Source organism: Cycloclasticus sp. P1, from assembly GCF_000299965.1.
Lineage (GTDB): Bacteria > Pseudomonadota > Gammaproteobacteria > Methylococcales > Cycloclasticaceae > Cycloclasticus > Cycloclasticus pugetii.
Genome location: NC_018697.1, coordinates 1978725 through 2004647 on the forward strand (window position 1 = coordinate 1978725; position 25923 = coordinate 2004647).

Sequence of the window (25923 nt, forward strand, 5' to 3'; positions counted from 1 at the left end):
TACGTTTGTTTTTAAATAATCAGCCATTTTACTCGTTTGCTACTGAACAGGCACTTGTTGTTATAAATTTATTCCTCTACCATCCTTTTTAAATGTAAAACGCACCCCACTCTTTTGTCTCATTCGCCAAAAAATCTAGACACAAAACCTGCCGTACTAACTATTTCTGGGCATGACCCAACTGGCGGCGCCGGCATTCAAGCGGATATCGAAGTACTCACCCATTTTGGCTGCCACCCTTGTTCAATCATCAGCTGCTTAACGGTACAAGATTCCAGCACGGTTCATCGTTTAATACCCTTAAAAGCGGACGATATCATTGAGCAAGCTAAGGTGTTGTTTGATGATCTGTCTATTGCTGTTATCAAAGTTGGGCTAACTGGGTCAGTCGACGCCGTTAAAGCTATCGTCAAGATCATTCAGTTACACCCTAATATTCCTGTGGTTTTCGACCCCGTCCTTGCTAGTGGCGATGGCACATCATTGGCCAATATTAAACTGCTCGATGAAATTAAAAATACGCTTCTTACCCTCACAACCGTGTTGACACCCAATACTATCGAAGCGGCTCAACTTTCTGGTTTACAACACGATAACAATGAAGAAAGCCTTGGCAAAGCACTGCTTAACACAGGTACAAATTACGTTTTAATAACGGGCGGGCATTCACCAGGGGCGGTACTGCGTAATCACTTATTTTTTAATCCTGAAAAACAAATAACTTATGAATGGGAACGCCAAAGCGGCCACTTTCATGGTACCGGTTGCACACTGGCCTCAGCCATTGCAGCCTTAGTCGCGCAAGGTCAATCAATACCCAATGCCGTAGCGTTGGCACAAACATATGTTAACCAAGCCATTAAATTAGCTAACCGAGTTGGTAAAGGGCAACTTTTCCCCAATCGCATTCAGCAATGACTCCGTTACCTAAAAATGGCCTATACGCTATTACACCAAATATAGCCGAAACAGCTTTATTATTAGAAAAAGTAGAACAAGCACTTCAAGGAGGTGCAAGCCTTCTGCAATACCGAGACAAAATCAGCACGCCTGTTGAAACACTGCTGCGAGCACAGGCTATTCATCAATTGTGCTTAAATTATAACGTTCCATTGATCATTAACGACAATCCTGCCCTTGCACTAGCCTGTCAGGCAGAGGGTGTCCACCTTGGTCAATCAGATGGCAGCATTCTTGAAGCGAGACAACGATTAGGCAAGGATGCACTTATCGGGGTGACTTGTCATCACCATTTATCGCTTGCCTTACAGGCTCAAGAACAAGGTGCAGATTATGTTGCATTTGGTCGATTTTTCAATTCAACCACAAAGCCCGGCATTCCTTTAGCAAACCTTAAAACCCTACAGGATGCGAAAGCTGCTTTATCTATCCCCATCGTTGCCATTGGCGGCATTCAACACAACAATGCAAAAGCACTGATTAATCAAGGTGCAGACTTTATCGCCGTTGTAGAGCAAATTTTCAGCGCAGATAACATCAGCGAAAGCTGCCAACACTTCAGCGCTTTATTTTAGTATTGCAGTGCCCACCTATCCACGACCTGTAGAGCATTTGCATCAGCTGCCACTAACTCACGCGCGCAAGTCAATAGTATTTGCTGGCTCACGATAATTCTCTTTAACTATGCTCTGACATTCAAAATGCGCATATTACGCTCTTTCATTTCTAACTAAACCTCGTAAAAACCCGAAGAGTAAGGTTCGGCGTTTGTATTCTAAGTACTACTTGGGAAGTCGCATCACCGCTTTAAGTGTCACGCCTTTCTCTGAGTCTTCCGCTGCTTGGTTTATTTGATCAAATTCGTAAAATTTTATTAATTTATCAAATGGAAATTTACCCTGTTTATACAACTCGATTAAGCGTGGGATAAAAATATCAAAGTTAGATTGGCCTTGTATAATCCCTCGTAGCGTTCGGTTATCCAACATAAAACTAACATCTACAGGTATCGTTACACCTAGCGCTGGTGAACCCACGATGCCTATTTCACCCCCTGGTTTTGAACAAGTAATTGCTTGAACCAATACATTTGGAACCCCGCTTGTTTCAAGTACATAAGCAATACCTGCCCCACCCACTATTTTCTTAATTTCCTCAACAGGGTCTACCTCAGCGGCATTAATAACATGGGTCGCCCCAAGCTCTTTTGCTAACGCTAAACGGTTTTCCTTTACATCAACCGAAATTATCGTTGTACAGTTTGCAATAACAGCCCCCATAACAGCTGAAAGACCGACTGCACCCGCACCATAAATAGCAATTGCACTTCCTGCAGGTGGGTTCAAGGCATTGAGCACCGACCCTGCACCTGTTTGCACGCCACAACCTAACGGCCCCAATAGCTCCAATGGGACGTCTTTAGGCACTTTTATGGTATTTCTTTCATAGGATAGTGAATAGCTAGCAAACGATGATTGGCCAAAAAAACTCGAGCCGATTGCTGCCCCCGAGTGATCATGAATCGTACAACTACCATCGACTGCTCGACCTAAAAAGTTCGGCTCAAATGCTGCTTCACATCGCGCAGGCTCACCATTCAAACAAGCTTCACAGTGGCCGCAGGTATAAAATGTAAGAACAACATGATCGCCCGGTTCAACCTTCGTCACATTTTTACCTACTTTTTCTACAACGCCAGCCCCTTCATGACCAAACACCATGGGCAAGGGAACGGGATAAGCTTGATCACGACAGGTTAAATCCGTATGACAAAGCCCTACTGCGACTATTTTTACTAAAATCTGATCAGCTGATACTTCTGCTAACTCCAACGATTCAAACTCAAAAGCCCCTTTACTTCCCCTTATTACTGCTGCTTCTATTTCCATGGAATGATCTCCTTTAGGTGATTATTATTTTTTATAAAATGCTAGTGTTAAAAATATGAATGAATGCTTTGCCTACCTAGAGCAAGCTAGAAAACGTTGTGCGTTGACAGACTGAAGGAGCGACATATCATGCTCACTAAGCCCCAAAGACTGTATCCTCTTGCCGGGCGACTTCTCACGAATGACAAAGGGGTAGTCAGTACCCACCATGAGTTGCTCTATGCCAAATGAGTCAATTAAATACTGAAGCGTTTGATTATCGTACACCAAGGTGTCGTAGTAGAGTCGTTGTGCAATATCTATCGGCGACTCATCAAATAGATCACGCCCCATTGTTTCCCACCCTTGCATCATTCGCGGCAACATCATAGCAAAACCACCGCCACCATGACTTAACCCAATACGTAACGCTGGGTACTTGGTCAACATTCCCCCACTGACTAAAGAAGCCGCCGCGAAAGCTGTTTCATTTGGGAATGCGACCAAAGCTGACATGGCTGGCGGGCCTGTAACTCTTTCCACCCCAGCTGGGTGTAACGGATGAATAAAAATTGATAATCCATTCTCAACCGCTGCCGCAAAAATGGGCTCAAAGAAAGGGTCGCCAATGGGCCGTCCATTAATATTTGTACCCACCTCTATACCCAATAAACCATAATCAGCACGTAAACGTGACATTTCACTGGCTGCACGCTCAGGGTCTTGCAAGGGAACCATTCCTAATCCATAAAAGGATTCAGGAGAACTATTAACCATGTTAGCAATCGTATGATTCATATGCCCACACATACGCACAGCATCATCCACATCAAACCAATAGGATAAAAGCTCAGGCATTGGCGACAAGACTTGTCTATCAACCTTTTCCACCTGCATATCAAGCAGACGTTGAGAGGCATCCCAGCTATGATGACTGACTTCTCGAAATGTTTTGCCAGCAATTAAAACTGACCGATGATGCGGCTGATCACAACAGCCCATTGATGGCCATCGAGTGGCTACATTATTACCAGAGTATGCAGGGAAATACTCAGGAACCACATGCGTGTGTACATCAATAATCACTTTGAACCCCTATAAGGCTAATCTGGTTTTTAAAGTAACTGGCCTATCAATTGTGGTTTAGCCGGTAAAATATCGCCAGCCTGAGCCCAATCTTCTTTCGGTACACTTCCCCAATAATCACCAGAATCTGGACGAGGCTCTAACGACCTTGGTTTCCGTGGGTTTTCTTCAGGAAATTCTTCCATGCCAAAACTGTATTCAACCGTCATTCCATCTGGATCTAAGAAATAATAAAAAATACTGCCTGAGGGTGGATGCCGTCCTGGCCCAAATACAATAGGAATATTATTTTCTGGCATTCTATTCAGTGCGCGCCCAATATCATCCATGTCTGTCACCATAAAATTAACATGATGCAAGCCTGGTCTATCGCCTCTTAATTTCGCATTACTCACACCCAACGTATGGTGGTATGGGTTAGGAAAACACCGCATAAAGTTTATAAAACCATCAATCGAGTCAGAGGTATCAAAGTTCATGACTTCTCTAAAGAACTTGATCGAGGCATCCCAATCAGAAAAACTCACGACCACATGACCCAAACGGGCAATTTTACTGACGGTTGGCTGATAACTTGTTGCTCTCTTGTATTGCTGGTTATAGAGTTCAAAACATATACCATCATTAGGCTCTATAAAACGTAATGTTCGTCCTTGGAAAATCCCCTTACTTTCTTCGGTTGGCAATTCATACACATCGAGGCCATGCTTTTTAAACGTATCAGCCGCGTTATCTAATTCGGCATCACTCTCCATTTCCCATGCAATGCGCTTTAACCCCGCAACATCATTTTGGTAAAGCACTAGATTATGATGGTCATCACTGCAAGAGAAATATGCCACCCCCTCTTCTTGCAAGTTAAGCTGCAAACCAACTAAATCACGGTAATAAGTAATAGACCTTTCCAGATCGGTGACACCCAACGCAACATAACCTAATTTTTTATAACGGATCATTACATTTCCTTTTGTGTTTAAACCTAACGGCTGACTTAATTAAAGCCCTTTCATTGAAATTAAGAATAAAGACCTTAACTCAAGCTCTTAAAGCAATCAATAAAAAATAACATCCGTTAGTTATTTATTTTCTTTTGTGCTAGGGTGTTGATTCCAATAAAAATAAAATCAATCGTTACAGGAGGGAGTTATGGATTATTTACGATACTACTTCGGAACCATTCTTGTTTGCATTGCTATTTGGGGCTTTGCTCATGGAGGCCACTGGGTTTGGGTCGGCGTCGGGCTGCTGATACCCATCACTATTCTTGATGTTTTAGCCAAACCCGATCTGAACATGCGCAAGATAAATCACCCGTTTATCGTCAATATCCCTCTGTACCTTCACCTCTTCTTTATGATTGGTTTATATGCAAGCTTTGTACATTGGGTCAACACGACGGTCCAGGCTACAGGCTCTATCCCTGTTATAGATATGGTCGGCGCAGTACTTTCTCTTGGATTGTTAGGCGCTATGCCCAACGTACCTGTTACCCATGAGTTACTACACCGCAGAGATTATGGGCGTTATTTTGCCACCTTATTAGGTACTTTTTTTCTAGATCCCACTCGTGACGTCGCTCATATCCACAACCACCATGTTAACCTAGCAACACCTCTGGACTCTGATACCGCAAGACGAGGTGAAAACATTTATAGCTATATGTTTAGGGCCTCTTTTGGCAGCTATAAAGACTTTATTCATGCAGAACGTGAAAAGAGTAAAAAAACTAATAAAAGCATATGGTCTCCGAGTGGTCGCTTAGTACGTGCTATCGTCCAAGTGTTTATCCTCATTGGAGTCGTTACTTGGTTCGGCGGCGTTTATGCGATGGTGATAAGCATTTTCGGCTTAATGCTAGCTAAACTATTTGCTGAGGGTTTTAACTACTTCCAACACAATGGTTTAGTTAGGGTTGAGGGCCAACCTTATGAATCACGTCATATTTGGAATCACTTGTCCTACATTATTCGCCCGCTCGCATATGAAATTTCAAATCATAACGATCATCACCTAGACTCATATATCCCGTTTTATGAACTAAAACCAACACCTGATGGCCCACAAGGCCCGAGCATGTTTTTATCCTTCAATGCAGCCCTAATCCCGCCCATTTGGTTTAAGTTTCTTGCTCAACCTAAACTCAAAGAGTGGGATCTGACTCGCGCTACACCTGAAGAAAGAGTGCTTGCAAGGGAAGCTAATAGAGCAGCTGGTTGGCCTGACTGGCTGGGTGAACCAACAGAAGAAACTGTCAGCGCGTAATTTTTCCTCTTACTCAGAAAAAAACCGAGTAGCAATTCTACTCGGTTTTTTTGAATAATAAAGTAGCCTAATTTAGTTTAGCGGATCAATCACATAACGCCGCTAATTATTCGTAGTAACAATCGCCACACTCTTTTGAAAATGAAGCTCCACTAGACACATGATCAGTTCTTATTGGCAAACCAAGGCTGGAACGACGTCACTGCCTGAGAACATTATATTACTCAATATAATGTCAGCATTAAATAGCTAGCATGCTCTAGGTTAAAACGTCATAGAAATTAACGCGCAGCATAAAATAAATATGACTAATGCACAGGCAACAATGCCATACCAATACAAAAATATCAGACATAAAAAAACCGGCACTATATATAACGCCGGTTTCTTAATACCCTACAGGTGACTACTTAGGAAGACGCATAATCGCTTTTAGCGTTGTTCCTTTTTCTGAGTCTTCCGCTGCCTCGTTAATTTGCTCAAGATCATAGAACTTAACCAACTTATCAAACGGGAATTTACCCTGTTGATACAGGCTAATCAACCGAGGAATAAAGATATCAGAATTTGACTCGCCTTCTATAATTCCACGCAATTTACGATTAAATAACATGTGGTTAACATCTAAAGGAACCGTTGTGCCCATTGCAGGTGCACCTACAATACCAACCTCACCACCCACACAAGATGACATAATAGCCTGGCTCAACACAGGTGCCACACCGCTGGTTTCAAGCACATAAGCAATACCTGCACCACCGGTTAGTTTTTGAATTTCTTTAATTGGATCAAGCTCTGCAGCATTGATGGTATGTGTTGCACCAAGTTCTTTAGCAAGCTCTAAACGGTTTTCTTTAACGTCAATTGAGATAATAGTTGTGCAGTTTGCCACTACCGCGCCCATCACCGCTGAAAGGCCAACCGCTCCGGCACCAAAAACAGCAATCGCACTACCCGCAGGTGGGTTTAGTGCATTAAGTACAGAGCCTGCACCCGTTTGCACACCACAGCCCAGCGGGCCAAGTAGCTCAATTGGTGCTGATTTATCTACTTTAACTGTATTACGCTCATAAGCTAACGCATGGGTAGCAAAGGAAGACTGTCCAAAAAAGCTACAACCCACTTCATCACCAGCATGATCATGAATGGTACAGCTACCATCAAGAGCACGCCCCATAAAATTAGGGCCAAAAGAGTTAGCGCAACTAGTAGGATCTCCACTAAGGCAAGCGTCACATTTTCCACAAGTGTAGAAAGTTAAAACGACGTGGTCACCAGGGGCTACTTTACTAACATTTTTACCTACTTTTTCTACCACACCCGAGCCTTCATGGCCAAACACCATAGGCAGTGGTACTGGGTAAAGCTGGTCACGACAAGTTAAGTCGGTATGGCATAAGCCAACACCAGCAATTTTGATTAAAATTTGATCATCAGATGGCTCTGCTAACTCAAGTGTTTCAATTTTAAAGTCACCCTTACCTTCTCGGACCACTGCTGCTTCAATCTTCATACACGTTCTCCTGAATTATTTTTACGTTATAAAAAAAAACAAAGCCACCTACTTGGTAGCCAATTTATCAATGGCACTATAAAAACATCATCTTTTTCTATCGTCAAACAATAATTGAGCTAATCGAGACAATTATCATTCTCTATATACTTTTAGCATTTTATTGCTTTCCAATACCGCATAAAAAAGCCTAGGCGTCACCTAGGCTTTTTACTACCATTGTTATGTAAAACTTAGTTCTTACAACTTACCATTTGTAGCTCGCTGTGACATAAAGATTGCGTCCTTGGCCTGGTATTTTGTCACCCACTGCAACATCTTCATTATTCATTGCCCGATTAACAGCTGAGGTATGATCTTCAAAATCTCTATCTAAAATATTTTCTACCCCCAACCCAACTTTAAGGCCTGCAATAGGTGCTATTTCACCACGAACATGCAGCAGCCCATAACCGGCTGATTTTTGCTCACCATTATAAGCAGCTACGTCATTTTGCGCACTGTACGCTTCGAGCTCTGTGGCTAATGACCAGTTATTTTGTTCGAACGTTAATTGCGTTCTCGTATTAAAAGGTGCTATCCGATAAAGATTATCTCCACCTCCATCACGGCGACGACCGCGCACATAACTGACCGTTCCATCCAAACGCCAGTCTGTCGTAAGTTCATAGCCCCACTCCACATCCACACCATACAGTTCAGCATCTACGTTGCTGAACTGTAACACCGTATCTCCGCCAAAAATACTGTTCGCGCCATCTGCTACAATATTTGCAGTTGTGCCAGTGACTTGCTCACCTTGAATATAATCATTCACACGGTGATAAAAAGCACGCGGCGCAAGGTATAACTCGCCAGCAGCATATTCTAGACCCAGCTCAAACTGATAGGCCGTTTCAGGCTCTAAATTCACATCGCCGATATACACTCGGTTATCCGCTAAACCACCCGTGGCTTCTAACGGTATCCATAAATAACGTTCTTGATAACTGGGAGAACGCATTTTACGTGCAAAACCTACTTCAGCTGTTAATTCGCTTGATATCGACTGCCTTAAAATAACATCAAAATCCCAGTTATGATCTGTTTGAGAACGATCTCCCTCATTAAAGCTATCAACCAATTCTGTGACTTGAGGCCCGATCATCATCATATTCCCGTACATGTGGTGCCCCACTTCGTCTGAATCCATTTTAACTTGGGTATATCGAAGGCCTGTTTCAAGCTCTAAACCCTGCTGGACGTCACCTTTCCATTCTGCAAACCCACTGTAACGATTGCGTTCAGCGCCGTTAAAATTATCCACGCCAAACATTGGGTTATTCGGATCAGTAATAAAACCGTCATGCGTCGATTGATCGCCTTGCACACCAAGGCTAAGGTGACCGTTTGAAAAAGGCATTTTATAAACAGCCGATAAGCCACCCCCATCAACTGTTGTTAGGTTTTCACGGGTGCGGCTACTACCTGCCATGGTGGTCATGTTCGTACCGTTAGAACGTAAGCTAAAGTTATTCATTAAATGACGCATATCTTGATAATAGTAATCGACTTCTAATGAACGATTGTCAGCTAACTGGACACTGTAGTCAGCAGAAAATATACCGCCTCTAACCCAGATGATATCCATCGGTAAAGAAGCGGAGCCAGTATGACCGGTATCATTATTACTGTAATTAAACCCTAACTCATGTGCACCAAATTTTGTACCGTAACCAATGGTATAAGCATCACGATCATATTGGCTAGGGTCAACTGTACGACTACCGTCAAACTCATAGTCATCGCCTTGTTCTTTGCTAATACTCGCATAAAAACGATGGCTATCATTCGAATATGCACTCAACACACTGCTGGTTAAGCCGTTATCTACCTCACTAAACCCCAGTGACGCTAAACCATGAAACTCAAATTCTTCACCATCGGTGAACTCTCCTTTACGAGACTCAGCGATCATTGAACCACCTATTGTTTCAATCCCGCTACTGATCGGCGCAATACCGCGATACACGGTCAGCTTATCGGTTAATGCTGCTGGTATATGGCTTAATGGAGGATCCATGCTGTTTGGCCCAACTTCTTTCCAAGACATGCCATCAACCACTGCATTAATACGACCACCAAATTGACCTCGGTATGAGGCTATACCGGTTAGCGGGCCATTACGATTAACATTAGCGCCAGGCACTCTTTTTAGAAGCGCAGCAGTATCTTTCAATGCTAACGATTCTGGTGCAATTCCGAATGCGCCCGGACGCATGCTAGCACCTTCTACAATGATTGTTTGATTTGTGTAATCAGCCGCCTTAACTGGCAAAGCTGCAATGACAGCTAATGATAATAAACTTAATTTAAACCGTTTCATAAACCCTCTAATTAGTTTTTTGTTTTTTTACAACAAAGTGGATTTTACCAATGAATCGGTTTTCAGAAATGTGACAAATTGTCACACCTCTATAGCGTCACACAAAAATAAACGTTAAAACCTCTGCGACAATTTGCCACATTCTCAGGACTCACATATCTCGGTAAGCTATCAGCAACTCTTAAAAGCTGATTGAGTAATTTTTACTTCAAACATGCTGATGCCCTATGGGCATAAAGCAGCCCGAATCTCCCTTCTATGGCTGCTTTTTCGACCTCAAATCTATTAAGAGTTCTTTATCGCCCTCTGTATCCCAGAGGGCTTTTTTTGACTATAAAGATTAAGAACGTTTCCTAGCCGCAATTCGCATGCGTAATGCATTTAATTTAATAAACCCTTCTGCATCTTTTTGATCATATGCGCCGCCATCATCTTCAAACGTGGCAATGTTTTCATCAAATAAACTATTAGAGGCTGATTCACGACCCACAACAATCACATTTCCTTTGTAGAGTTTCAAACGAATTCGGCCATTTACGGTAATTTGTGACGCATTAATCATTGTTTGCAACATTTCACGCTCTGGACTCCACCAGTAGCCGTTGTAAATAAGGCTAGCGTAACGTGGCATCAATTCATCTTTCAGATGGGTCACTTCGCGATCTAATGTTATCGATTCGATGGCACGATGCGCTTTTAGCATGATAGTGCCGCCTGGGGTTTCGTAACAACCACGCGCCTTCATACCCACATAACGGTTTTCAACAATATCTGCACGGCCAATACCGTTTGCCCCACCTATTTTATTTAATTCCGCTAATACGGTAGCCGGTGACATCGCTTGACCATCAATCGCTATAATATCACCACCTTTATACTCCAGTTCAATATAGGTCGGTTCACTGGGGGCTGCTTCTGGAGAAACAGACCAACGCCACATGTCTTCTTCTGGCTCAACCCATGGGTCTTCTAAAATATCCCCTTCATAAGAAATATGTAGCAAGTTCGCATCCATCGAATAGGGTGACTTTTTACCACGTTTCATTTCAACGGCTATCCCCGCTTTCTCAGCATACGCAAGCAATGAATCACGCGAGGTTAAATCCCACTCGCGCCAAGGCGCAATAATTTTTACATCTGGCTTTAACGCATAGGCACCGAGCTCAAAACGCACCTGATCATTACCTTTGCCGGTTGCCCCGTGTGAAATGGCATCCGCTCCTGTCTCATTAGCAATTTCAATTAAGCGTTTTGAAATTAGCGGGCGAGCAATAGATGTCCCGAGAAGGTATTCACCTTCGTAAATTGTATTCGCTCTAAACATTGGAAAAACAAAATCACGGACGAACTCTTCCTTTAGATCATCAATGTAAATTTCCTTAATGCCGTAGGATCGTGCTTTTTCACGGGCTGGCTCTACTTCCTCACCTTGACCCAAATCGGCGGTAAACGTAACCACTTCACAATTGTATACATCTTCTAGCCATTTAAGGATAACCGACGTATCTAATCCACCAGAATAAGCTAAAACAACTTTATTGACTTCTTGCTTTGACATGAGATCACTCGCGACTTAAAAATAATCCGCGAATTATACCCGATTGCATGACCACTTGGCGCTACCCTGAAATTGAAATATCCACTCGTCTGTTTAATTGACGCCCTGCAGGGTACCTATTACTAGATGTAGGGCGACTTTCACCATACGCCTTAGTCACTATTTGATCTGACTTAACACCCTTTGATAAGAGGTATTTTTTTATTACCTCAACACGCTTTTTGGAGACTGCCATATTAATCTGACGAGGACCTTGACTATCACTATATCCTTTAAGCACTATCTTCCCGTCTGGATGTTGTAAACGCCTATATTGTAATAAGTAGTCTAACTTTTTATTATCACGCTCATTTAAGCTGACTGAACCGGACCTAAAGTAGATATGCTTAAAAGGCTCAGGGCCAGCCACTTTCATCCGCACACTGGCGGCGGGTGTATCTAATGCTTCGGGGTCATCTAAGGCAATAACCTGTTCTTCAGGCATTCCTTCGTTAATTAAGAACTGGCGTAACGCCTGAACCCGCCCATCATAAACGCGCCGACCGTCTTTGACAGAAAAATCTTCTGTGCCACTAACTAAGTCAATTCTTTCTGTCTGACCAGCTTCTTTTACATACGTAACCGCTTTGCTTAACAGCTTGCGGTTTTTATGTGTGATTGTTGTACTTAAATAGTTGAATAACGACAATTGCTGGTGCACATCGTCCCTGCTAAAGGGGAGTAGATTTTGGCGGCATGACTCAAATTGCGCCATCACATCCAAAAAGTTAACCGATGATATCGCTACGTTAACCTGCCCACCTTGATTCGCCTTATAACTAAACTGTGGAAAACGGCCATTGGATAGTTCTTGTAACATACGTTCTGATACATCACTTTGAACCACCAATTCTTTGGTTTTCGTTTTAACCTTTGCTAATTTAAGTGAGGGCGCATCGTGCATCCATACTGGTGGCACAGAGCTCAACATAGCCGTGTGAATTGGTGGCACGTATGATTCTGCTTTTAAAATAAAATTAACCCGCTCACCTGACTTTTGCTCAAAAACACCCACGCCATATTGTGGAATAACATGCGTTATATAACACCCAACTTTGTTACCAGAGAACGTCCATTGTGAATGCGTAACTGGCGCCTGATACTGCTGAGCCAAGGTGCTCGCACTAAACAGCGTCATTGCCAGTAAGAATATATAGTGTTTAATCGTCTTCATACCGCCTATATCGGCAGATAAAAATAGAACTTTATATTTTTCTTCTAACTTAAAAAACTATTAAGCAACGTCATAAATTCCACAGGTGATTCAATATGCGGCCAATGGCCAGACTTAGCTATGGTTTGAAATTCGGCGGCTGGAAACATTTCTTTCGTCGGTTCTCGGTAGCGTGACGTCATATAGGTTGATTGACCACCATTAATAAACAACGCACGATTCGCATACTGCTTCTTAAGGCTATTTGCTGGAAACCCCATAATATCAGGCATGCTTTTTTCAATGCTCGCAAGGTTAACTCGCCACTGATAACCCCCTGATGTATTCGCCACCAAGTTTTGTAGTAAAAACTGTCTTAAACTGGGCGTACTTAGTTTTTCAGCTAAGTACTGATCAGCTTCTTTTCTTGAGCCGACGCTGTCAAGTGGTACATGATATAGGCCCAACAACACATCATCGAAATTATGCGAATACGTCACAGGTGCCATATCCACAACAATTAATTGACTCACCTTTTTTGGCTCTGAGAGGGCCAGTTGCATCGCAACTTTCCCACCCATGCTATGGCCTAGTACCACCGCTTCTTTAATGTCTTCAAGCGCCATAAACGCTAGCACATCAGCCGCCATTGATTCATACCCCATCTCATCAGCATGTGGAGATGAACCATGATTACGTAAATCTAAGCTGTATACCGTGTCGCGTTCTGCCAATTGCTTTGCAATTCCCTGCCAATTACGCGCGCTACCAAATAGCCCATGTAAAATAATTATCGGCCTACCCGCTTCACCGTGTCGTACAAAATTCAGTGATACGCTCATCGCCTGACCCGACTTATTTCTTTTTAACGTATAAGTCGGTAATTGAACCCGCCTGCATTTCTGCTGCAAAACACAAGGTCTCAGATAAGGTCGGGTGTGGATGAATGGTTAACCCCATATCGTCAACATCTGCGCCCATTTCCAATGCTAAAACCGCTTCGGCAATTAATTCACCTGCGTTGGTGCCAACAATACCTGCACCTAAAATACGTTTTGTTTCAGGATCCCAAAGGATTTTGGTCATCCCTTCATCGCGGCCAATGCTCAAGGCGCGACCACTCGCTGCCCATGGGAAAACAGATTTTTCGTACTTAATACCATCCGCTTTTGCTTTTGTTTCGGTCAATCCCATCCATGAAATTTCAGGGTCGGTATATGCTACCGATGGAATCGTCATAGGGTCAAAGGCTGCTTTTTCACCCGCTATCACTTCAGCGGCTACTTTTGCTTCATGAACTGCCTTATGCGCTAACATAGGGTTACCAACGACATCACCAATCGCAAAAATATGTGGTACGTTGGTTCTCATTTGCTTATCGACCGAAATAAAGCCGCGCTCATCTACATTCACACCGGCTTTATCTGCCGAAATTAAACTGCCGTTAGGACGACGACCTACAGACATCAACACTCGGTCATATACCGCTGAGTCGGGCACACCTTCGCCTTCAAAGCTTACTTTCAAGCCATCATCTGTTGACTCAATAGCCGTTACTTTTGCTTTCAAGTAAATATTTTCAAGCTGTTTCGATAATCTTTTATGTAAGGGCTTAACAAGGTCTTTATCACAACCGGCTACCAATTGATCCATTAATTCAATCACACTAATTTTTGAACCTAAAGCATGATAGACCGTCGCCATTTCTAAACCAATAATACCGCCACCGATCACCAACATTTTTTCAGGAACATCGGCCAGAGCGAGCGCACCTGTTGAGTCCATCAGACGATCATCGTCGTATGGGAAACCAGGGATTTTAATCGGCTGCGAACCGGCTGCAATAATTGCATTATCGAAGGATATCGTTTGGCTACTGCCTTCATTTTCAACCACAACAGAATGACTGGATGCAAAATTCGCATACCCTGTCACAACCGTAACATTTCGTTGTTTTGCTAAGCCTGCTAAGCCACCTGTTAAGCGCTGAATAATGTTCTCTTTATTGCCACGAATGGCATCGATATCCAACGTCGGAGGTTCAAAAGTAACGCCATGTGCTGACATTTCTGCCGCCTCATGAATAACCTGCGCTTGGTGCAATAGTGCTTTTGATGGAATACATCCAACATTCAAGCAAACGCCCCCTAACGAGGCATGGCGTTCTATAAGCGCCACTTTTTTGCCGAGGTCAGCTGCGCGAAAGGCCGCCGTGTAACCACCAGGACCTGCGCCCATAACCAGTACATCCACATGCAGATCAGCACTTTCATTTGCGCTTACAGGCGGCGTGGAAACAGGTTCTGCCACTGGAATATCGTCAGCAGCTGACGAGTCCTGCGTCGCCATAGCCTCAGATGCTTCAAGCTTTATCAATAAATCACCTTCAACCACTTTATCGCCTAATGCAACCATTATTTCTTTCACAACACCGGCTGAGGTACTTGGAATATCCATCGACGCCTTGTCGCTTTCCAAGGTCAAAAGACTGTCTTCGACCGCAACGCTATCACCCACAGCGACCTGAATATCAATTACCTCTACGCCGTCATCAAACTCGCCAATGTCTGGAACTTTTATATCTATTAGATTAGCCATCATATCCTCCTACAACAACACACGACGGATGTCATTGAGATAACGTGAAAGCGCTACCATAAAGGAGGCAGCATCCGCACCATCTATCACGCGATGATCATAAGTGAGATCTAATGGAAGCATTAAGCGGGGGATAAATTCACTACCATTCCAGACCGGCTGCATCTCTGCACGTGTCGCACCTAAGATCGCCACTTCGGGGGCGTTAACAATTGGTGAAAAAGCAGTACCGCCAATTCCACCTAGGCTTGAGATCGTCATACATGCGCCCTGCATTTCCTTTGGCGAAAGCTTACCATCCCTTGCTTTTTTACTGATCACGCCCATTTGTTCAGCCAACTCAAAAATACTGACCTTATCAACATCTTTAAAGACAGGTACAACAAGCCCATTTGGTGTCGCAACAGCTATACCAATGTTGTAATATTTTTTATAAATCAAGCTATTACCATCTGGCGATAACGAGGCATTAAACTGTGGAAACTCTTTTAATGCAGCCACTAAAGCCTTCATCATAAATGCTAAAAACGTGACCTTCACACCCCGTTTTTCAGCATCTGCTTTTAATGATTTACGGAACGCTTCCATATCAGTAATGTCTGCTAGCTCATGATGTGTCACCATCGGCACATTCAGCCAAGCACGCGTTAAATTCGTGCCTGTTAAGCGCTTAATCTTACTGAGCGGTTTTTCCTCTATTTCACCAAATTTTGTAAAATCAACCTCTGGAATAGGTGGAATCCCCGAGCCAACTGATGAAGACGTCGCTGATTGGCCGGCAATAATTTGCTTAACGTGTTGTTTAATGTCTTCTTTTAAAAGCCGGCCTTTAGGCCCTGTTGCCTTGGTAACCGTTGATAAATCAACACCCAACTCTCTTGCAAACTTGCGTACCGTTGGACTTGCATGAATATGTCCCATTGGTTTTGAAGTCACCGGTGCCGCTGCAACATTGGTATTGGGATTGGTATTCGTTTGCGATTTCGGCGCTGGCTTTGCTGGCGCTTTTTCTTCTGCTTTTGGCTCAGACTTTGCCGGACTCTCAGCCTTCACTGTTGCAGCCGCTTGGCCGGATAAAACTACAATTAAATCACCTTCTGAGACTTGCTCACCGACGGCGACTTTAACCTCTTTAACGGTACCTGCTGAGGTCGAAGGAATCTCCATACTGGCTTTGTCACTTTCTAAGGTTAACAACGATTGTTCTTCTTCAACCACATCGCCGACAGCGACATTCACTTCAATAACTTCAACGGCATCAAAGTCACCAATATCTGGGACATGAATATTAATTTCGCTTTCTGTTACTTCTTCTTGTACTGGTTCAGCTGCTGCTTCTTGAGCTGGTGCCTTCGCTTGCTCTGACGAGTTAAGCTCTTTTAGGCGAACGACAACAGTGCCTTCTGCCACAAAGTCGCCAACCGTCACTAAAATTTCTTCGACCACCCCTGCTGCTGATGAAGGGATTTCCATACTTGCCTTATCACTCTCTAACGTCAACAAGGCTTGTTCTACCTCAACTGAATCACCGATAGAAACTAAGACTTCAATAACCTCAACAGCATCAAAATCACCAATATCTGGCACCGCTACATCTATTAAATCACTCATTCAATTCTCCTATCGCTCGCTCTACACTAACCATGGCGCAGGTTTTTCAGTGTCTATTTCATATTTTTCTATGGCCTGCTGAACAACCTCAGCCTTAATTTGCCCTAAGTCTACCAGCGCATTTAGTGCGGTAATGGCAACATAATAACGATCAACTTCAAAGAAACGACGTAGGTTCTCACGGGTGTCTGATCGACCGAAACCATCTGTACCCAATATTGAACAATGCTTGCGAATAAATGGGCGAATTGAATCTGCTAATAAACGCACATAGTCTGTCGACACAATAACGGGGCCTTGACGTTCATTTAAACATTCAGACACATAAGGTATCCGTTTTTCTTGCGTTGGTTTCAAGCGGTTTTCACGCTCACAGGCCTGTCCCTCGCGGGCCAGCTCCGTAAAACTGGTACAACTCCACAAATCAGCTTCAACACCCCAATCAGTTTTCAATAGTTCTGCCGCGGCAATCACTTCGTTAAAGATCGTACCAGAACCCAATAACTGCACACGCAGTTTGCTCTTCGAAGCCCCTTCTTTAAACAAGTACATGCCTTTAATAATGCCTTCTTCTGCACCGTCTGGCATTGCTGGGTGCGCATAGTTTTCATTCATAACCGTTAGGTAATAGAAAACATCTTCTTGCTCTTGGAACATGCGTTTTAAACCATCATGCGTGATGACGGCTAATTCATAATTGAACGTTGGATCATATGAAATACAGTTCGGCACAGATGAGGCCCATAACAAACTATGCCCATCTTCATGCTGAAGCCCTTCACCATTAAGTGTCGTACGCCCGGCTGTTCCGCCTAATAAGAAGCCACGTGCACGCTGATCAGCCGCAGCCCATATCAAGTCACCAATGCGCTGAAAGCCAAACATTGAGTAAAAAATATAGAACGGGATCATTGGCACATCACTGGTTGAGTAGGACGTACCTGCTGCAATCCAGTCACACATTCCACCGGCCTCATTGATGCCCTCTTGCAATACTTGACCGTTCTTATCTTCTTTATAAAACATCAGCTGATCTGAGTCTTGTGGTGTGTACAACTGACCCACGTGCGACCAAATACCTAACTGACGGAATAAGCCTTCCATACCAAACGTACGCGACTCATCTGGCACGATAGGCACGATACGTTTACCAATCTCTTTATCTTTCAACAAAATGTTTAATAACCGAACAAAAGCCATCGTGGTGGAAATTTCACGGCCTTCCGATGTCCCTTTCATCATCGGCTCAAATACGGCTAAGTCTGGAATCGTTAAAGACTCTGACTTTTCACGACGCGCAGGTAAGTAGCCGCCTAAATCTTCGCGCTTCTTCTTCATGTACTCTTGTTCTGCCGAGCCTTCTGGAAAAGTAAGATAGGCAAGATTATCAACATCTTCATCAGAAATCGGTAGCTCAAATTTATCTCTAAAGTGAAGCAATGAGTTATGACTCATCTTCTTCTGCTGGTGCGTGGTATTTTGCGCCTGACCTGACTCACCCATGCCATAACCTTTGATGGTTTTTGCTAGGATCACAGTCGGTCTATTTGTTTCTTTGCAAGCTGCATCATACGCAGCATATACTTTAGCGGGATCATGTCCACCACGATTCAAATCCCAAATATCTTTATCGGACCAGTCAGCCACCATTGCTTTTAGCTCTGGCGTATTAAAGAAGTTCTCACGTACATAAGCCCCATCTTTGGCTTTCATGGTTTGGTAGTCACCATCAACGCACTCCATCATACGTTTACGTAGATGACCTTCAGTATCACGTGCTAACAGGGCATCCCAACGATTACCCCAAACAACTTTAATGACATTCCAGCCAGCGCCTCTAAACTCTGACTCTAGTTCTTGAATAATTTTCCCATTACCTCGAACCGGCCCATCTAGTCGCTGTAAATTACAGTTGATAACAAATACCAAATTATCAAGATTTTCACGACCAGCCATACCAATGGCACCTAAGGATTCTGGCTCATCGGTTTCACCATCGCCCAAAAACGCCCAGACTTTTCTCTCTGAGGTTTTAGCAAAACCTCGGTCTTCCAGGTATTTCAAAAAGCGCGCTTGGTAAATCGACATGATCGGCCCCAAGCCCATTGAAACCGTTGGGAATTGCCAAAAATCGGGCATTAACCAAGGGTGCGGATAAGATGACAAACCACCACCATCAACTTCTTGACGGAAGCCGTCCATCTGCTCTTCGCTCAAACGACCCAGCATAAATGCACGTGCATAAATCCCAGTTGCTACATGTCCTTGCACATAGACTAAGTCTCCGCCATGCGTTTCACTCGCTGCGTGCCAAAAATGGTTATAACCCACATCATATAATGTAGCTGATGATGCAAAGCTGGCAATATGCCCACCAACATTAGTATTTTTATTCGCTCGAAGCACCATCACCATGGCATTCCAACGAACATACGAACGAATTTTATGCTCTAAGGTTCTATCACCAACATATTGCGCTTGTTCTGCAATCGATATCGAATTGATATACGCCGTTGCAGCGCTAAACGGGATATCCGCTCCTGCAGATCTGGTTCTCTCTATCAATGTTTCAAGTAAAAAATGGGCGCGATCTTTACCCTCATGTTCAATGACCGCCTCAAGTGCCTCAAGCCACTCGTTGGTTTCTTGCGGATCCGTATCATTCGCATCGGCGATGAAAGGGAAGTTATCGGTAGGCATACATACTCCAAAATGAATCAAATATTAAAAAAACCAGCATCTGTTTACATTCCCACAAATACCACTTTCTAAACTATACTCACTAACAGGCACATTCGTTATATAACGAAAAATGGCATATAACCATAATGAATGTTATTCACTCTGATACCTAAGTTTTCAGTCTATGCCTATGATAACCATTAATTGATTTAATCTTCAAAAAAAATAGACCTTTAATTCCCATGAGAAAAAAAAACCGTTTAATTTTATCCATCCTTTTATTGACTCTCTCAAACCCAACCTTTGCTGGAAAACTATATAAGTGGGTTGATAAGAATGGAAACGTATCCTTTTCGGACAAAGTGCCACCTGAAGAATCAAGGCGAGAACGAGAAGAACTAAATGAAGAAGGCCGCACCATCGCTGTAAAAGATGCTGCTAAAACCCCGGAAGAAATTCAGCGGCTGAAAGAAATCAATCACTTACAAGCCTTACAAAAAGAGCTCTTACAGTCACAATTGGCTAAAGATAGCGCTTTATTAAAAACATTTCGCTCAGAAGAAGATATCGACACGCTGGCAAACAGCAAACTTGAGATGCTTGATTCACATATAACAATCGCTACAAGTCAGTCTGAGACACTTAAAAAACAACTTATTCTTCACCAAGCGGCGGCTGCAAATTTCGAACGTTCAGGAAAAAAAATACCGCAAAAAAACCTTTCTAACATTCAGTCTGCTCAAGCACAATTTGATAAAAATCAACAAGAAATCGCTGACTTTAAATTACAAAAAACACAGTTAAGCGAACAACTCGCGAACGATAAATTACGCTTCAACGTATTAAAAACTCATTCAGTTGAAACACCTACCATTGATTCAGAAACCATTCCTAGCCTCTTTCTAGGCCAGTTAACATGTGACGCAAATACCTGCGAAACACTATGGGACAAAGCATCATCCTTTATCACTGACGCTGGCGCTACCATTGTGTATCGCTCGGATGAACTCATCCTTACCAGGACACCAAGGCTTAGCAAAGACATCGGCCTTTCATTAACTAAAGTTAACAATAAAGCCGAACTAAATATTATGCTGGATATCCGTTGTGCTAATTCAAAAGGCGGAAAAGCTACCTGTAAAAGCGAACAAACTGCCCAGCTCATCGAGCAATTTAATCAGCTAACACCTTAACTTCTAACCAGTAAAGTACCCATACCTTTATCAGTTAATAGCTCTAGCAAAACAACATGTGGAACACGCCCATCAATAATGTGGGCGCTGTTCACACCACCATTCAGCGCATCCATCGCACATCGAATTTTTGGTAGCATGCCACCAAAAATGGTGCCATCGTCTATCAACTTATTTACCTCATCAATAGACAAGCCTGTTAATAATTCACCTTCCTTACTTAGCAAGCCTGATGTATTGGTCAACAACAACAGCTTTTCTGCAGATAAAATTTCGGCCATTTTCCCCGCAACAAGATCCGCATTTATATTGTAAGAAGCCCCATCCTTACCCACGCCAATAGGCGCAATAACAGGAATAAAATCACCTTGAACCAGCATATCAACAACTGCAGAGTCAATGCTATCAACATGACCAACATGTCCCATATCTATCAGCTCTGAAGCCTCTTCTGTTGCTGCTTCTTTACTAGAAATTTTCTTCGCTCTTATTAAGTCACCATCTTTACCTGTTAGGCCAACAGCTGAGCCTCCATGCTGATTGATAAGACTTACAATTTCTTTATTAACTAAACCGCCAAGCACCATCTCAACAACATCCATCGTGTCACTATCTGTCACGCGAATACCATCTACGAATTGGCTTTTCATACCCAATTTTTCGAGATGACGACCAATCTGTGGTCCACCACCATGAACAACAACCGGGTTTAAACCCACCTGCTTTAGCAACACAATATCTCGTGCAAAACCACTTTTTAAGTCTTCGTCCACCATGGCGTTTCCGCCATATTTGATGACAATGGTTTTACCCGAGAATTTTTGAATATACGGAAGCGCCTCACTTAAAACGTGCGCTGTCTGAATTGGATCAATTTTATTATTTTCCATCATGCCTCATCTACAAATCATATTGATAAATAGTACGGTTAAAAAGGTAACGCTATGTCCGCATTAATTTTCAACATTTGTTCTCTAAATACATCTTTTATACGCTCTAACGACACCTCATTATCCGCTTCAAAGCGCAATACTAACGAAGGCGTTGTATTCGATGCTCTGACCAGCCCCCAACCATCTTTAAATTCAACACGGATACCATCAATGGTAATAACCTTAGCTTCGTCAAAGGTTGCCTGAGACTGCAATTTTTCAACAAAACTGAAGTTTTCACCTTCTGCCAAACTAGTATTTAATTCGGGGGTGCTCACACTGTCAGGTAGTTCTGCAAAAATCTCGGCTGTTGACCTAAACTCTGCTGTCACAATTTCTAATAGTCGTGCGGCGGTATATAAAGCATCATCAAAACCAAACCAACGCTCTTTGAAAAAGATATGCCCGCTCATCTCACCTGCAAGCTCTGCTTTAGTCTCTTTCATTTTAGCTTTAATCAGTGAATGCCCTGTTTGCGACATAATGGGCTTCCCGCCATGTTTGGCAATTACTTTGGCAAGGTTCCGTGTACATTTCACATCATAAATAATGTCCGCGCCTGCTTGTCTAGATAGCACATCAACCGCGTACAACATCATTTGCCTATCCGGCCAGATAATATTGCCATCCGAGTCAACCACGCCTAAACGATCGCCATCGCCATCAAAAGCTAAACCCAGCTCCGCCTCTTCCTCACGCACCTTGTCGATCAGCGTTTGTAAATTCTCTGGCTTGCTCGGGTCGGGATGATGGTTTGGGAAATTACCATCAATCTCACAATACAACGGAATCACTTCACAGCCTAACGTCGACAGTAGCATTGGGGCAGCCTCTCCAGCCACTCCATTACCGCAATCGACCACTACTTTCATCATTCTGCCTAAACGAACATCGCCAGTAATAGCACCAATATATTCAGGTAACATCATTTGCTCTTGGTAAGCGCCTTCACCAGTTTCCAAGTTATCTTGCTGAATGCGTTGATATAACTGCTGAATCGCCTCGCCTGACAACGTATTACCCGCAATAACAATTTTCAAACCATTATAATTTGCTGGGTTGTGGCTACCCGTTATCATTACCCCTGATTGGGTGTCTAGTTGATGGGTTGCAAAATACAAGACGGGGGTTGGGACTTGGCCAACATCTATCACATTACATCCCGCAGCTTGTATGCCCTTGGATAGTGACTCGCTAAGCCTTAGACTGTGCAGCCGGCCATCACGAGCAATCGCTATAGTCTGCTGACCTACACTTAACGCTTCGCTAGCAATCGCACGTCCAATCAAAAACACACCCTGTTCTGTCAATGTCTTATCAACAATCCCTCTAATATCATATGCCCTAAAAATAGACTGCGGCACTTCGGCTTGGGTTACCACATCAATTACATCGTCTTTCATAAAAATTGGACTTGATGTTGAGTCACCCGCATCAACACTTTCTTCCTTAATGCTATCGACGATTTGTTTATGTTCACGCGCCTCATCTTCTGGTGGGGAAATATCATCATCTTTCAAAACCAGCGGCTTTTTAGACGCCTTGCTTGTGCTTTGCTTTATCACCTCAACCCATTCTCGACATTTATCTTTATGTTTCACAAGGGCAAGCAACACCCCTGCAAGCAGCACCATTACCAATGCTCCAACAAGGTAGGTAAACAACTCTGCTTTAGTAATAGGCGCTGCTAACGCTTGCCTTTTTATACTTATGCGCCAATGCGTTCCTGCTACTGGCACACTGCCAATACTCTCACCCATCTGATGCATTGAAGCGCCATCACCAACAAGCTTCAACGCACCTTGCTTAAGCGTTAAAAAACCCTCTTTCTCACTGCCTATGGCCACACTAAATGCCGTCTGTATGGCCGGCACCTCAAATGCGCCGAGCATCACTGCTCGCAGTGTCTCGCCGTCTAATACAGGTAGTGCTATTACAACATGTTGATGATCTGTCTCCATCATATGAACTTCTGGCATTTGAGCTTTCTTTGATGACTCTACTTTTCTAATTAGATCCAGCGTTGCATAGCCCAAGGGCGGCTTACTCGTCGGATCAACCTGCATCAGGTCCGGCTTAACAACTCGTAACGATACGATGTCATCTATCAACGCTGCTTGTGCTGCCACCCAATTTGTTGCCGCTGTTTCACCGCCGTCCAAGCCTTCAATCAAAGCTGGTGCTTTCGCCACATCCTCTAGGGCCTGACGCCACGCCCTTACTTTTGCTGATAAAGTATCACTCGCCTTTTCTGTCCGCTTGGTTAACTGTTCGGCTTGCTCAATATTTTGTTGGTCAATCTGACCGAGGTAAACATAGCCCGCACCACCCAAAGCAATAACAAGCAACATCAGCACAAGTATTGTTTTATTTATCATTTTTTACCCTTGTCCTGTATGGCCAAAACCACCTTCGCCACGATGGCTGTTATCAAAATGATCTACTTGCTCAAACTCAACTTGTTCCACAGGCACAAAAACCAATTGTGCAATCCGGTCCCCAACCTCAATATTAAAGGCCGTATCACCGCGGTTCCAACATGAAACAAATAACTGCCCTTGATAATCAGAGTCAATTAAACCAACTAAATTACCCAATACTATGCCGTGTTTATGCCCCAAACCTGATCTAGGCAAGATGACTGCCGCCAAATTAGCATCGCTGATATGAATGGCCATTCCGGTTGGAATTAACGTTGTTTGCCCAGGCTTCACCAATAACGATTCATCCAAACATGCACGTAAATCCAACCCCGCAGAACCACTTGTCGCATATTCCGGTAAAGGAATTGATTGACCTAAACGATCATCCAGTAATTTAAGTTGTATTTTTTTCATGGTACCTTTTTGCTATTAATGTCACTAATTCACGAGCCAATTCAGACTTGGGCATGTAGCCGAGCTCTTGCTCACCACCTTTCCAGTAGACCGATAAGGCATTATTTTCACTGTTAAAACCAACGTTTTTCCGGCCCACCCAATTTGCCGCAATCATATCCAACGATTTTTTTTCTAACTTGCCTTTAGCATACGCTTCTAAGTTATCCGTTTCTGCCGCAAAACCAACACAAAACGTTGCGCTGCCTTGTGTTGCGACACTGGTCAAAATGTCTGTTGTTTTAACCAGAGTTAGCTGCATCTGCGATGCGTTTTTCTTTATCTTATTCTCGGCAATTTCAACTGGGGTGTAATCCACAACTGCAGCTGAGGCAATAAAGATATCGGCTTGCGCCGACCTTGAAAGCACAGCATCCGCCATCTCGCGCGCACTCACCACATCAATTCGTTCCACACCAGACGGTGTTGGCATATATACAGGTCCCGCCACTAACGTCACGTGCGCACCCGCCTCTACACAGGCTTGCGCCAATGCAAAGCCCATTTTCCCAGAACTGTGATTGCTGATATAGCGAACAGGATCAATGTTTTCTCTTGTTGGCCCTGCGTTTAATAAAACATTTAACCCTGCCAACTCACCTGTTTGGAAATGTTCGACAACGGCTTGCGCCAAATCTTCCGGTTCGAGCATTCGCCCTAAGCCAACCTCACCACAGGCTTGCACGCCTTCGCCTGGCCCTAAAATAACCACGCCTTGAGACTCAAGCTGACGGATATTGTTTTGTGTATTTTGATCATCAAACATCGCACGATTCATTGCTGGCGCCAACATCACTGGTTTTTCTGTTGCCAGCAAAAGCGTTGTCAACAAATCATTCGCCATACCGGAAGCTAAGCGAGCAATAAAGTCTGCGCTGGCTGGCGCCACTAAAACCACATCAGCCCAACGAGCCAGGTTAATATGCCCCATACCTGCTTCTTCTTCGACATCCATCAATTGAGTATGCACAGGCAAGCCTGACAACGCCTGAAACGTTAACGGGGTAATAAATTCTGTTGCCGCTGGGGTCATCACAACACGCACCTCAGCACCCATATTTTGACATTGGCGCAAAATTTCGGCGGCCTTATAAGCGGCTATTCCGCCCGTCACGCCCAATAACACACGCCGATACTGTAATTCATTCACAATATTTTCTGCATCTTTATGTAAGTAATACCCCATTATGTCACACAACACGATATATTCTATGATCCAAGCCACTA

At 43.5% G+C, this 25923-nt stretch carries 19 protein-coding genes; 4 read left to right on the plus strand and 15 right to left on the minus strand.

Translation table 11 applies throughout. The annotated features are described in order from the left end of the window. The first annotated feature begins 114 nt into the window (after nt 1-114). Nucleotides 115-918 (plus strand): hydroxymethylpyrimidine/phosphomethylpyrimidine kinase, encoded by an 804-nt coding sequence (locus tag Q91_RS09590; RefSeq protein ID WP_015006698.1) that lies wholly within the window; start codon nt 115-117, stop codon nt 916-918. After that, nucleotides 915-1535, plus strand: a complete 621-nt coding sequence (gene thiE / locus Q91_RS09595) for a thiamine phosphate synthase (RefSeq protein WP_015006699.1) — start codon at nt 915-917, stop codon at nt 1533-1535. Before Q91_RS09590 ends, thiE begins: the two co-directional genes overlap by 4 nt. A 207-nt stretch (nt 1536-1742) precedes the next feature. Here the strand turns inward: thiE and Q91_RS09600 are convergent, their stop codons facing one another. From Q91_RS09600 to Q91_RS09610, 3 genes are all read right to left on the minus strand, one after another. Continuing rightward, the gene (locus tag Q91_RS09600; RefSeq protein WP_015006700.1) at nt 1743-2849 is read right to left on the minus strand and encodes an NAD(P)-dependent alcohol dehydrogenase; all 1107 of its coding nucleotides are present in this window, start codon (nt 2847-2849) and stop codon (nt 1743-1745) included. 72 nt (nt 2850-2921) lie between these two features. Then, on the minus strand, nt 2922-3914 hold the full coding sequence (locus tag Q91_RS09605; protein WP_015006701.1) for an amidohydrolase family protein: 993 nt from the start codon (nt 3912-3914) through the stop codon (nt 2922-2924). Nucleotides 3915-3943: 29 nt separating this feature from the next. After that, complete coding sequence (locus Q91_RS09610; protein ID WP_015006702.1) at nt 3944-4870, minus strand: VOC family protein; 927 nt, start codon at nt 4868-4870, stop codon at nt 3944-3946. Nucleotides 4871-5060: 190 nt separating this feature from the next. Between Q91_RS09610 and Q91_RS09615 the strand changes: the two genes are divergently transcribed. Next, on the plus strand, nt 5061-6176 hold the full coding sequence (locus Q91_RS09615) for a fatty acid desaturase (RefSeq protein WP_015006703.1): 1116 nt from the start codon (nt 5061-5063) through the stop codon (nt 6174-6176). A gap of 406 nt (nt 6177-6582) precedes the next feature. On the opposite strand, the gene Q91_RS09620 is transcribed toward Q91_RS09615, so the two are convergent. The 8 genes from Q91_RS09620 to aceE form a co-directional block, all read right to left on the minus strand. Then, entirely contained in the window at nt 6583-7689 is a 1107-nt protein-coding gene (locus tag Q91_RS09620; RefSeq protein ID WP_015006704.1) for an NAD(P)-dependent alcohol dehydrogenase, read from the minus strand. Nucleotides 7690-7936: 247 nt separating this feature from the next. After that, a complete protein-coding gene (locus tag Q91_RS09625) occupies nt 7937-10054 on the minus strand; it encodes a TonB-dependent receptor (protein WP_015006705.1) in 2118 nt (705 codons plus the stop codon). Nucleotides 10055-10394: 340 nt separating this feature from the next. Continuing rightward, on the minus strand, nt 10395-11612 hold the full coding sequence (locus tag Q91_RS09630; RefSeq protein WP_015006706.1) for an argininosuccinate synthase: 1218 nt from the start codon (nt 11610-11612) through the stop codon (nt 10395-10397). Between the two features lie 61 nt (nt 11613-11673). Continuing rightward, nucleotides 11674-12825, minus strand: a complete 1152-nt coding sequence (locus tag Q91_RS09635; protein WP_015006707.1) for an OmpA family protein — start codon at nt 12823-12825, stop codon at nt 11674-11676. A gap of 44 nt (nt 12826-12869) precedes the next feature. Further along, nucleotides 12870-13646, minus strand: coding sequence for an alpha/beta fold hydrolase (locus Q91_RS09640; protein ID WP_015006708.1), 777 nt, complete (start codon nt 13644-13646; stop codon nt 12870-12872). 13 nt (nt 13647-13659) lie between these two features. Next, nucleotides 13660-15402, minus strand: a complete 1743-nt coding sequence (lpdA, locus tag Q91_RS09645; RefSeq protein WP_015006709.1) for a dihydrolipoyl dehydrogenase — start codon at nt 15400-15402, stop codon at nt 13660-13662. A gap of 9 nt (nt 15403-15411) precedes the next feature. Beyond that, the gene (gene aceF / locus Q91_RS09650; RefSeq protein ID WP_015006710.1) at nt 15412-17013 is read right to left on the minus strand and encodes a dihydrolipoyllysine-residue acetyltransferase; all 1602 of its coding nucleotides are present in this window, start codon (nt 17011-17013) and stop codon (nt 15412-15414) included. Nucleotides 17014-17034: 21 nt separating this feature from the next. Next, nucleotides 17035-19713: a pyruvate dehydrogenase (acetyl-transferring), homodimeric type gene (aceE, locus tag Q91_RS09655; RefSeq protein ID WP_015006711.1), complete on the minus strand. Its 2679-nt coding sequence runs from the start codon at nt 19711-19713 to the stop codon at nt 17035-17037. 224 nt (nt 19714-19937) lie between these two features. Between aceE and Q91_RS09660 the strand changes: the two genes are divergently transcribed. After that, on the plus strand, nt 19938-20888 hold the full coding sequence (locus Q91_RS09660; protein WP_015006712.1) for a DUF4124 domain-containing protein: 951 nt from the start codon (nt 19938-19940) through the stop codon (nt 20886-20888). Here the strand turns inward: Q91_RS09660 and argB are convergent. Genes argB through coaBC form a run of 4 tightly spaced genes read right to left on the minus strand, consistent with a single transcriptional unit; the run spans nt 20885 to nt 25882 of the window. Then, nucleotides 20885-21778 (minus strand): acetylglutamate kinase, encoded by an 894-nt coding sequence (gene argB, locus Q91_RS09665; protein WP_015006713.1) that lies wholly within the window; start codon nt 21776-21778, stop codon nt 20885-20887. The two genes, Q91_RS09660 and argB, sit on opposite strands and share 4 nt — an antisense overlap. Nucleotides 21779-21816: 38 nt before the next feature. Further along, the gene (locus Q91_RS11845; protein ID WP_015006714.1) at nt 21817-24198 is read right to left on the minus strand and encodes a phosphomannomutase/phosphoglucomutase; all 2382 of its coding nucleotides are present in this window, start codon (nt 24196-24198) and stop codon (nt 21817-21819) included. A gap of 3 nt (nt 24199-24201) precedes the next feature. Beyond that, on the minus strand, nt 24202-24657 hold the full coding sequence (gene dut / locus Q91_RS09675) for a dUTP diphosphatase (protein ID WP_015006715.1): 456 nt from the start codon (nt 24655-24657) through the stop codon (nt 24202-24204). After that, complete coding sequence (gene coaBC / locus Q91_RS09680; protein WP_015006716.1) at nt 24638-25882, minus strand: bifunctional phosphopantothenoylcysteine decarboxylase/phosphopantothenate--cysteine ligase CoaBC; 1245 nt, start codon at nt 25880-25882, stop codon at nt 24638-24640. Before coaBC ends, dut begins: the two co-directional genes overlap by 20 nt. Between the last annotated feature and the right edge of the window lie 41 nt (nt 25883-25923).

Bases quoted from the DNA above. Each gene is read 5' to 3' on its own strand.
- thiE (WP_015006699.1), top strand. From the start codon at position 915: ATGACTCCGTTACCTAAAAATGGCCTATACGCTATTACACCAAATATA.
- Q91_RS09600 (WP_015006700.1), bottom strand. From the start codon at position 2,849: ATGGAAATAGAAGCAGCAGTAATAAGGGGAAGTAAAGGGGCTTTTGAG.
- Q91_RS09610 (WP_015006702.1), bottom strand. From the start codon at position 4,870: ATGATCCGTTATAAAAAATTAGGTTATGTTGCGTTGGGTGTCACCGAT.
- Q91_RS09615 (WP_015006703.1), top strand. From the start codon at position 5,061: ATGGATTATTTACGATACTACTTCGGAACCATTCTTGTTTGCATTGCT.
- Q91_RS09620 (WP_015006704.1), bottom strand. From the start codon at position 7,689: ATGAAGATTGAAGCAGCAGTGGTCCGAGAAGGTAAGGGTGACTTTAAA.
- Q91_RS09625 (WP_015006705.1), bottom strand. From the start codon at position 10,054: ATGAAACGGTTTAAATTAAGTTTATTATCATTAGCTGTCATTGCAGCT.
- Q91_RS09630 (WP_015006706.1), bottom strand. From the start codon at position 11,612: ATGTCAAAGCAAGAAGTCAATAAAGTTGTTTTAGCTTATTCTGGTGGA.
- Q91_RS09635 (WP_015006707.1), bottom strand. From the start codon at position 12,825: ATGAAGACGATTAAACACTATATATTCTTACTGGCAATGACGCTGTTT.
- Q91_RS09640 (WP_015006708.1), bottom strand. From the start codon at position 13,646: ATGAGCGTATCACTGAATTTTGTACGACACGGTGAAGCGGGTAGGCCG.
- lpdA (WP_015006709.1), bottom strand. From the start codon at position 15,402: ATGGCTAATCTAATAGATATAAAAGTTCCAGACATTGGCGAGTTTGAT.
- aceF (WP_015006710.1), bottom strand. From the start codon at position 17,013: ATGAGTGATTTAATAGATGTAGCGGTGCCAGATATTGGTGATTTTGAT.
- aceE (WP_015006711.1), bottom strand. From the start codon at position 19,713: ATGCCTACCGATAACTTCCCTTTCATCGCCGATGCGAATGATACGGAT.
- Q91_RS09660 (WP_015006712.1), top strand. From the start codon at position 19,938: ATGAGAAAAAAAAACCGTTTAATTTTATCCATCCTTTTATTGACTCTC.
- argB (WP_015006713.1), bottom strand. From the start codon at position 21,778: ATGGAAAATAATAAAATTGATCCAATTCAGACAGCGCACGTTTTAAGT.
- Q91_RS11845 (WP_015006714.1), bottom strand. From the start codon at position 24,198: ATGATAAATAAAACAATACTTGTGCTGATGTTGCTTGTTATTGCTTTG.
- dut (WP_015006715.1), bottom strand. From the start codon at position 24,657: ATGAAAAAAATACAACTTAAATTACTGGATGATCGTTTAGGTCAATCA.
- coaBC (WP_015006716.1), bottom strand. From the start codon at position 25,882: ATGGGGTATTACTTACATAAAGATGCAGAAAATATTGTGAATGAATTA.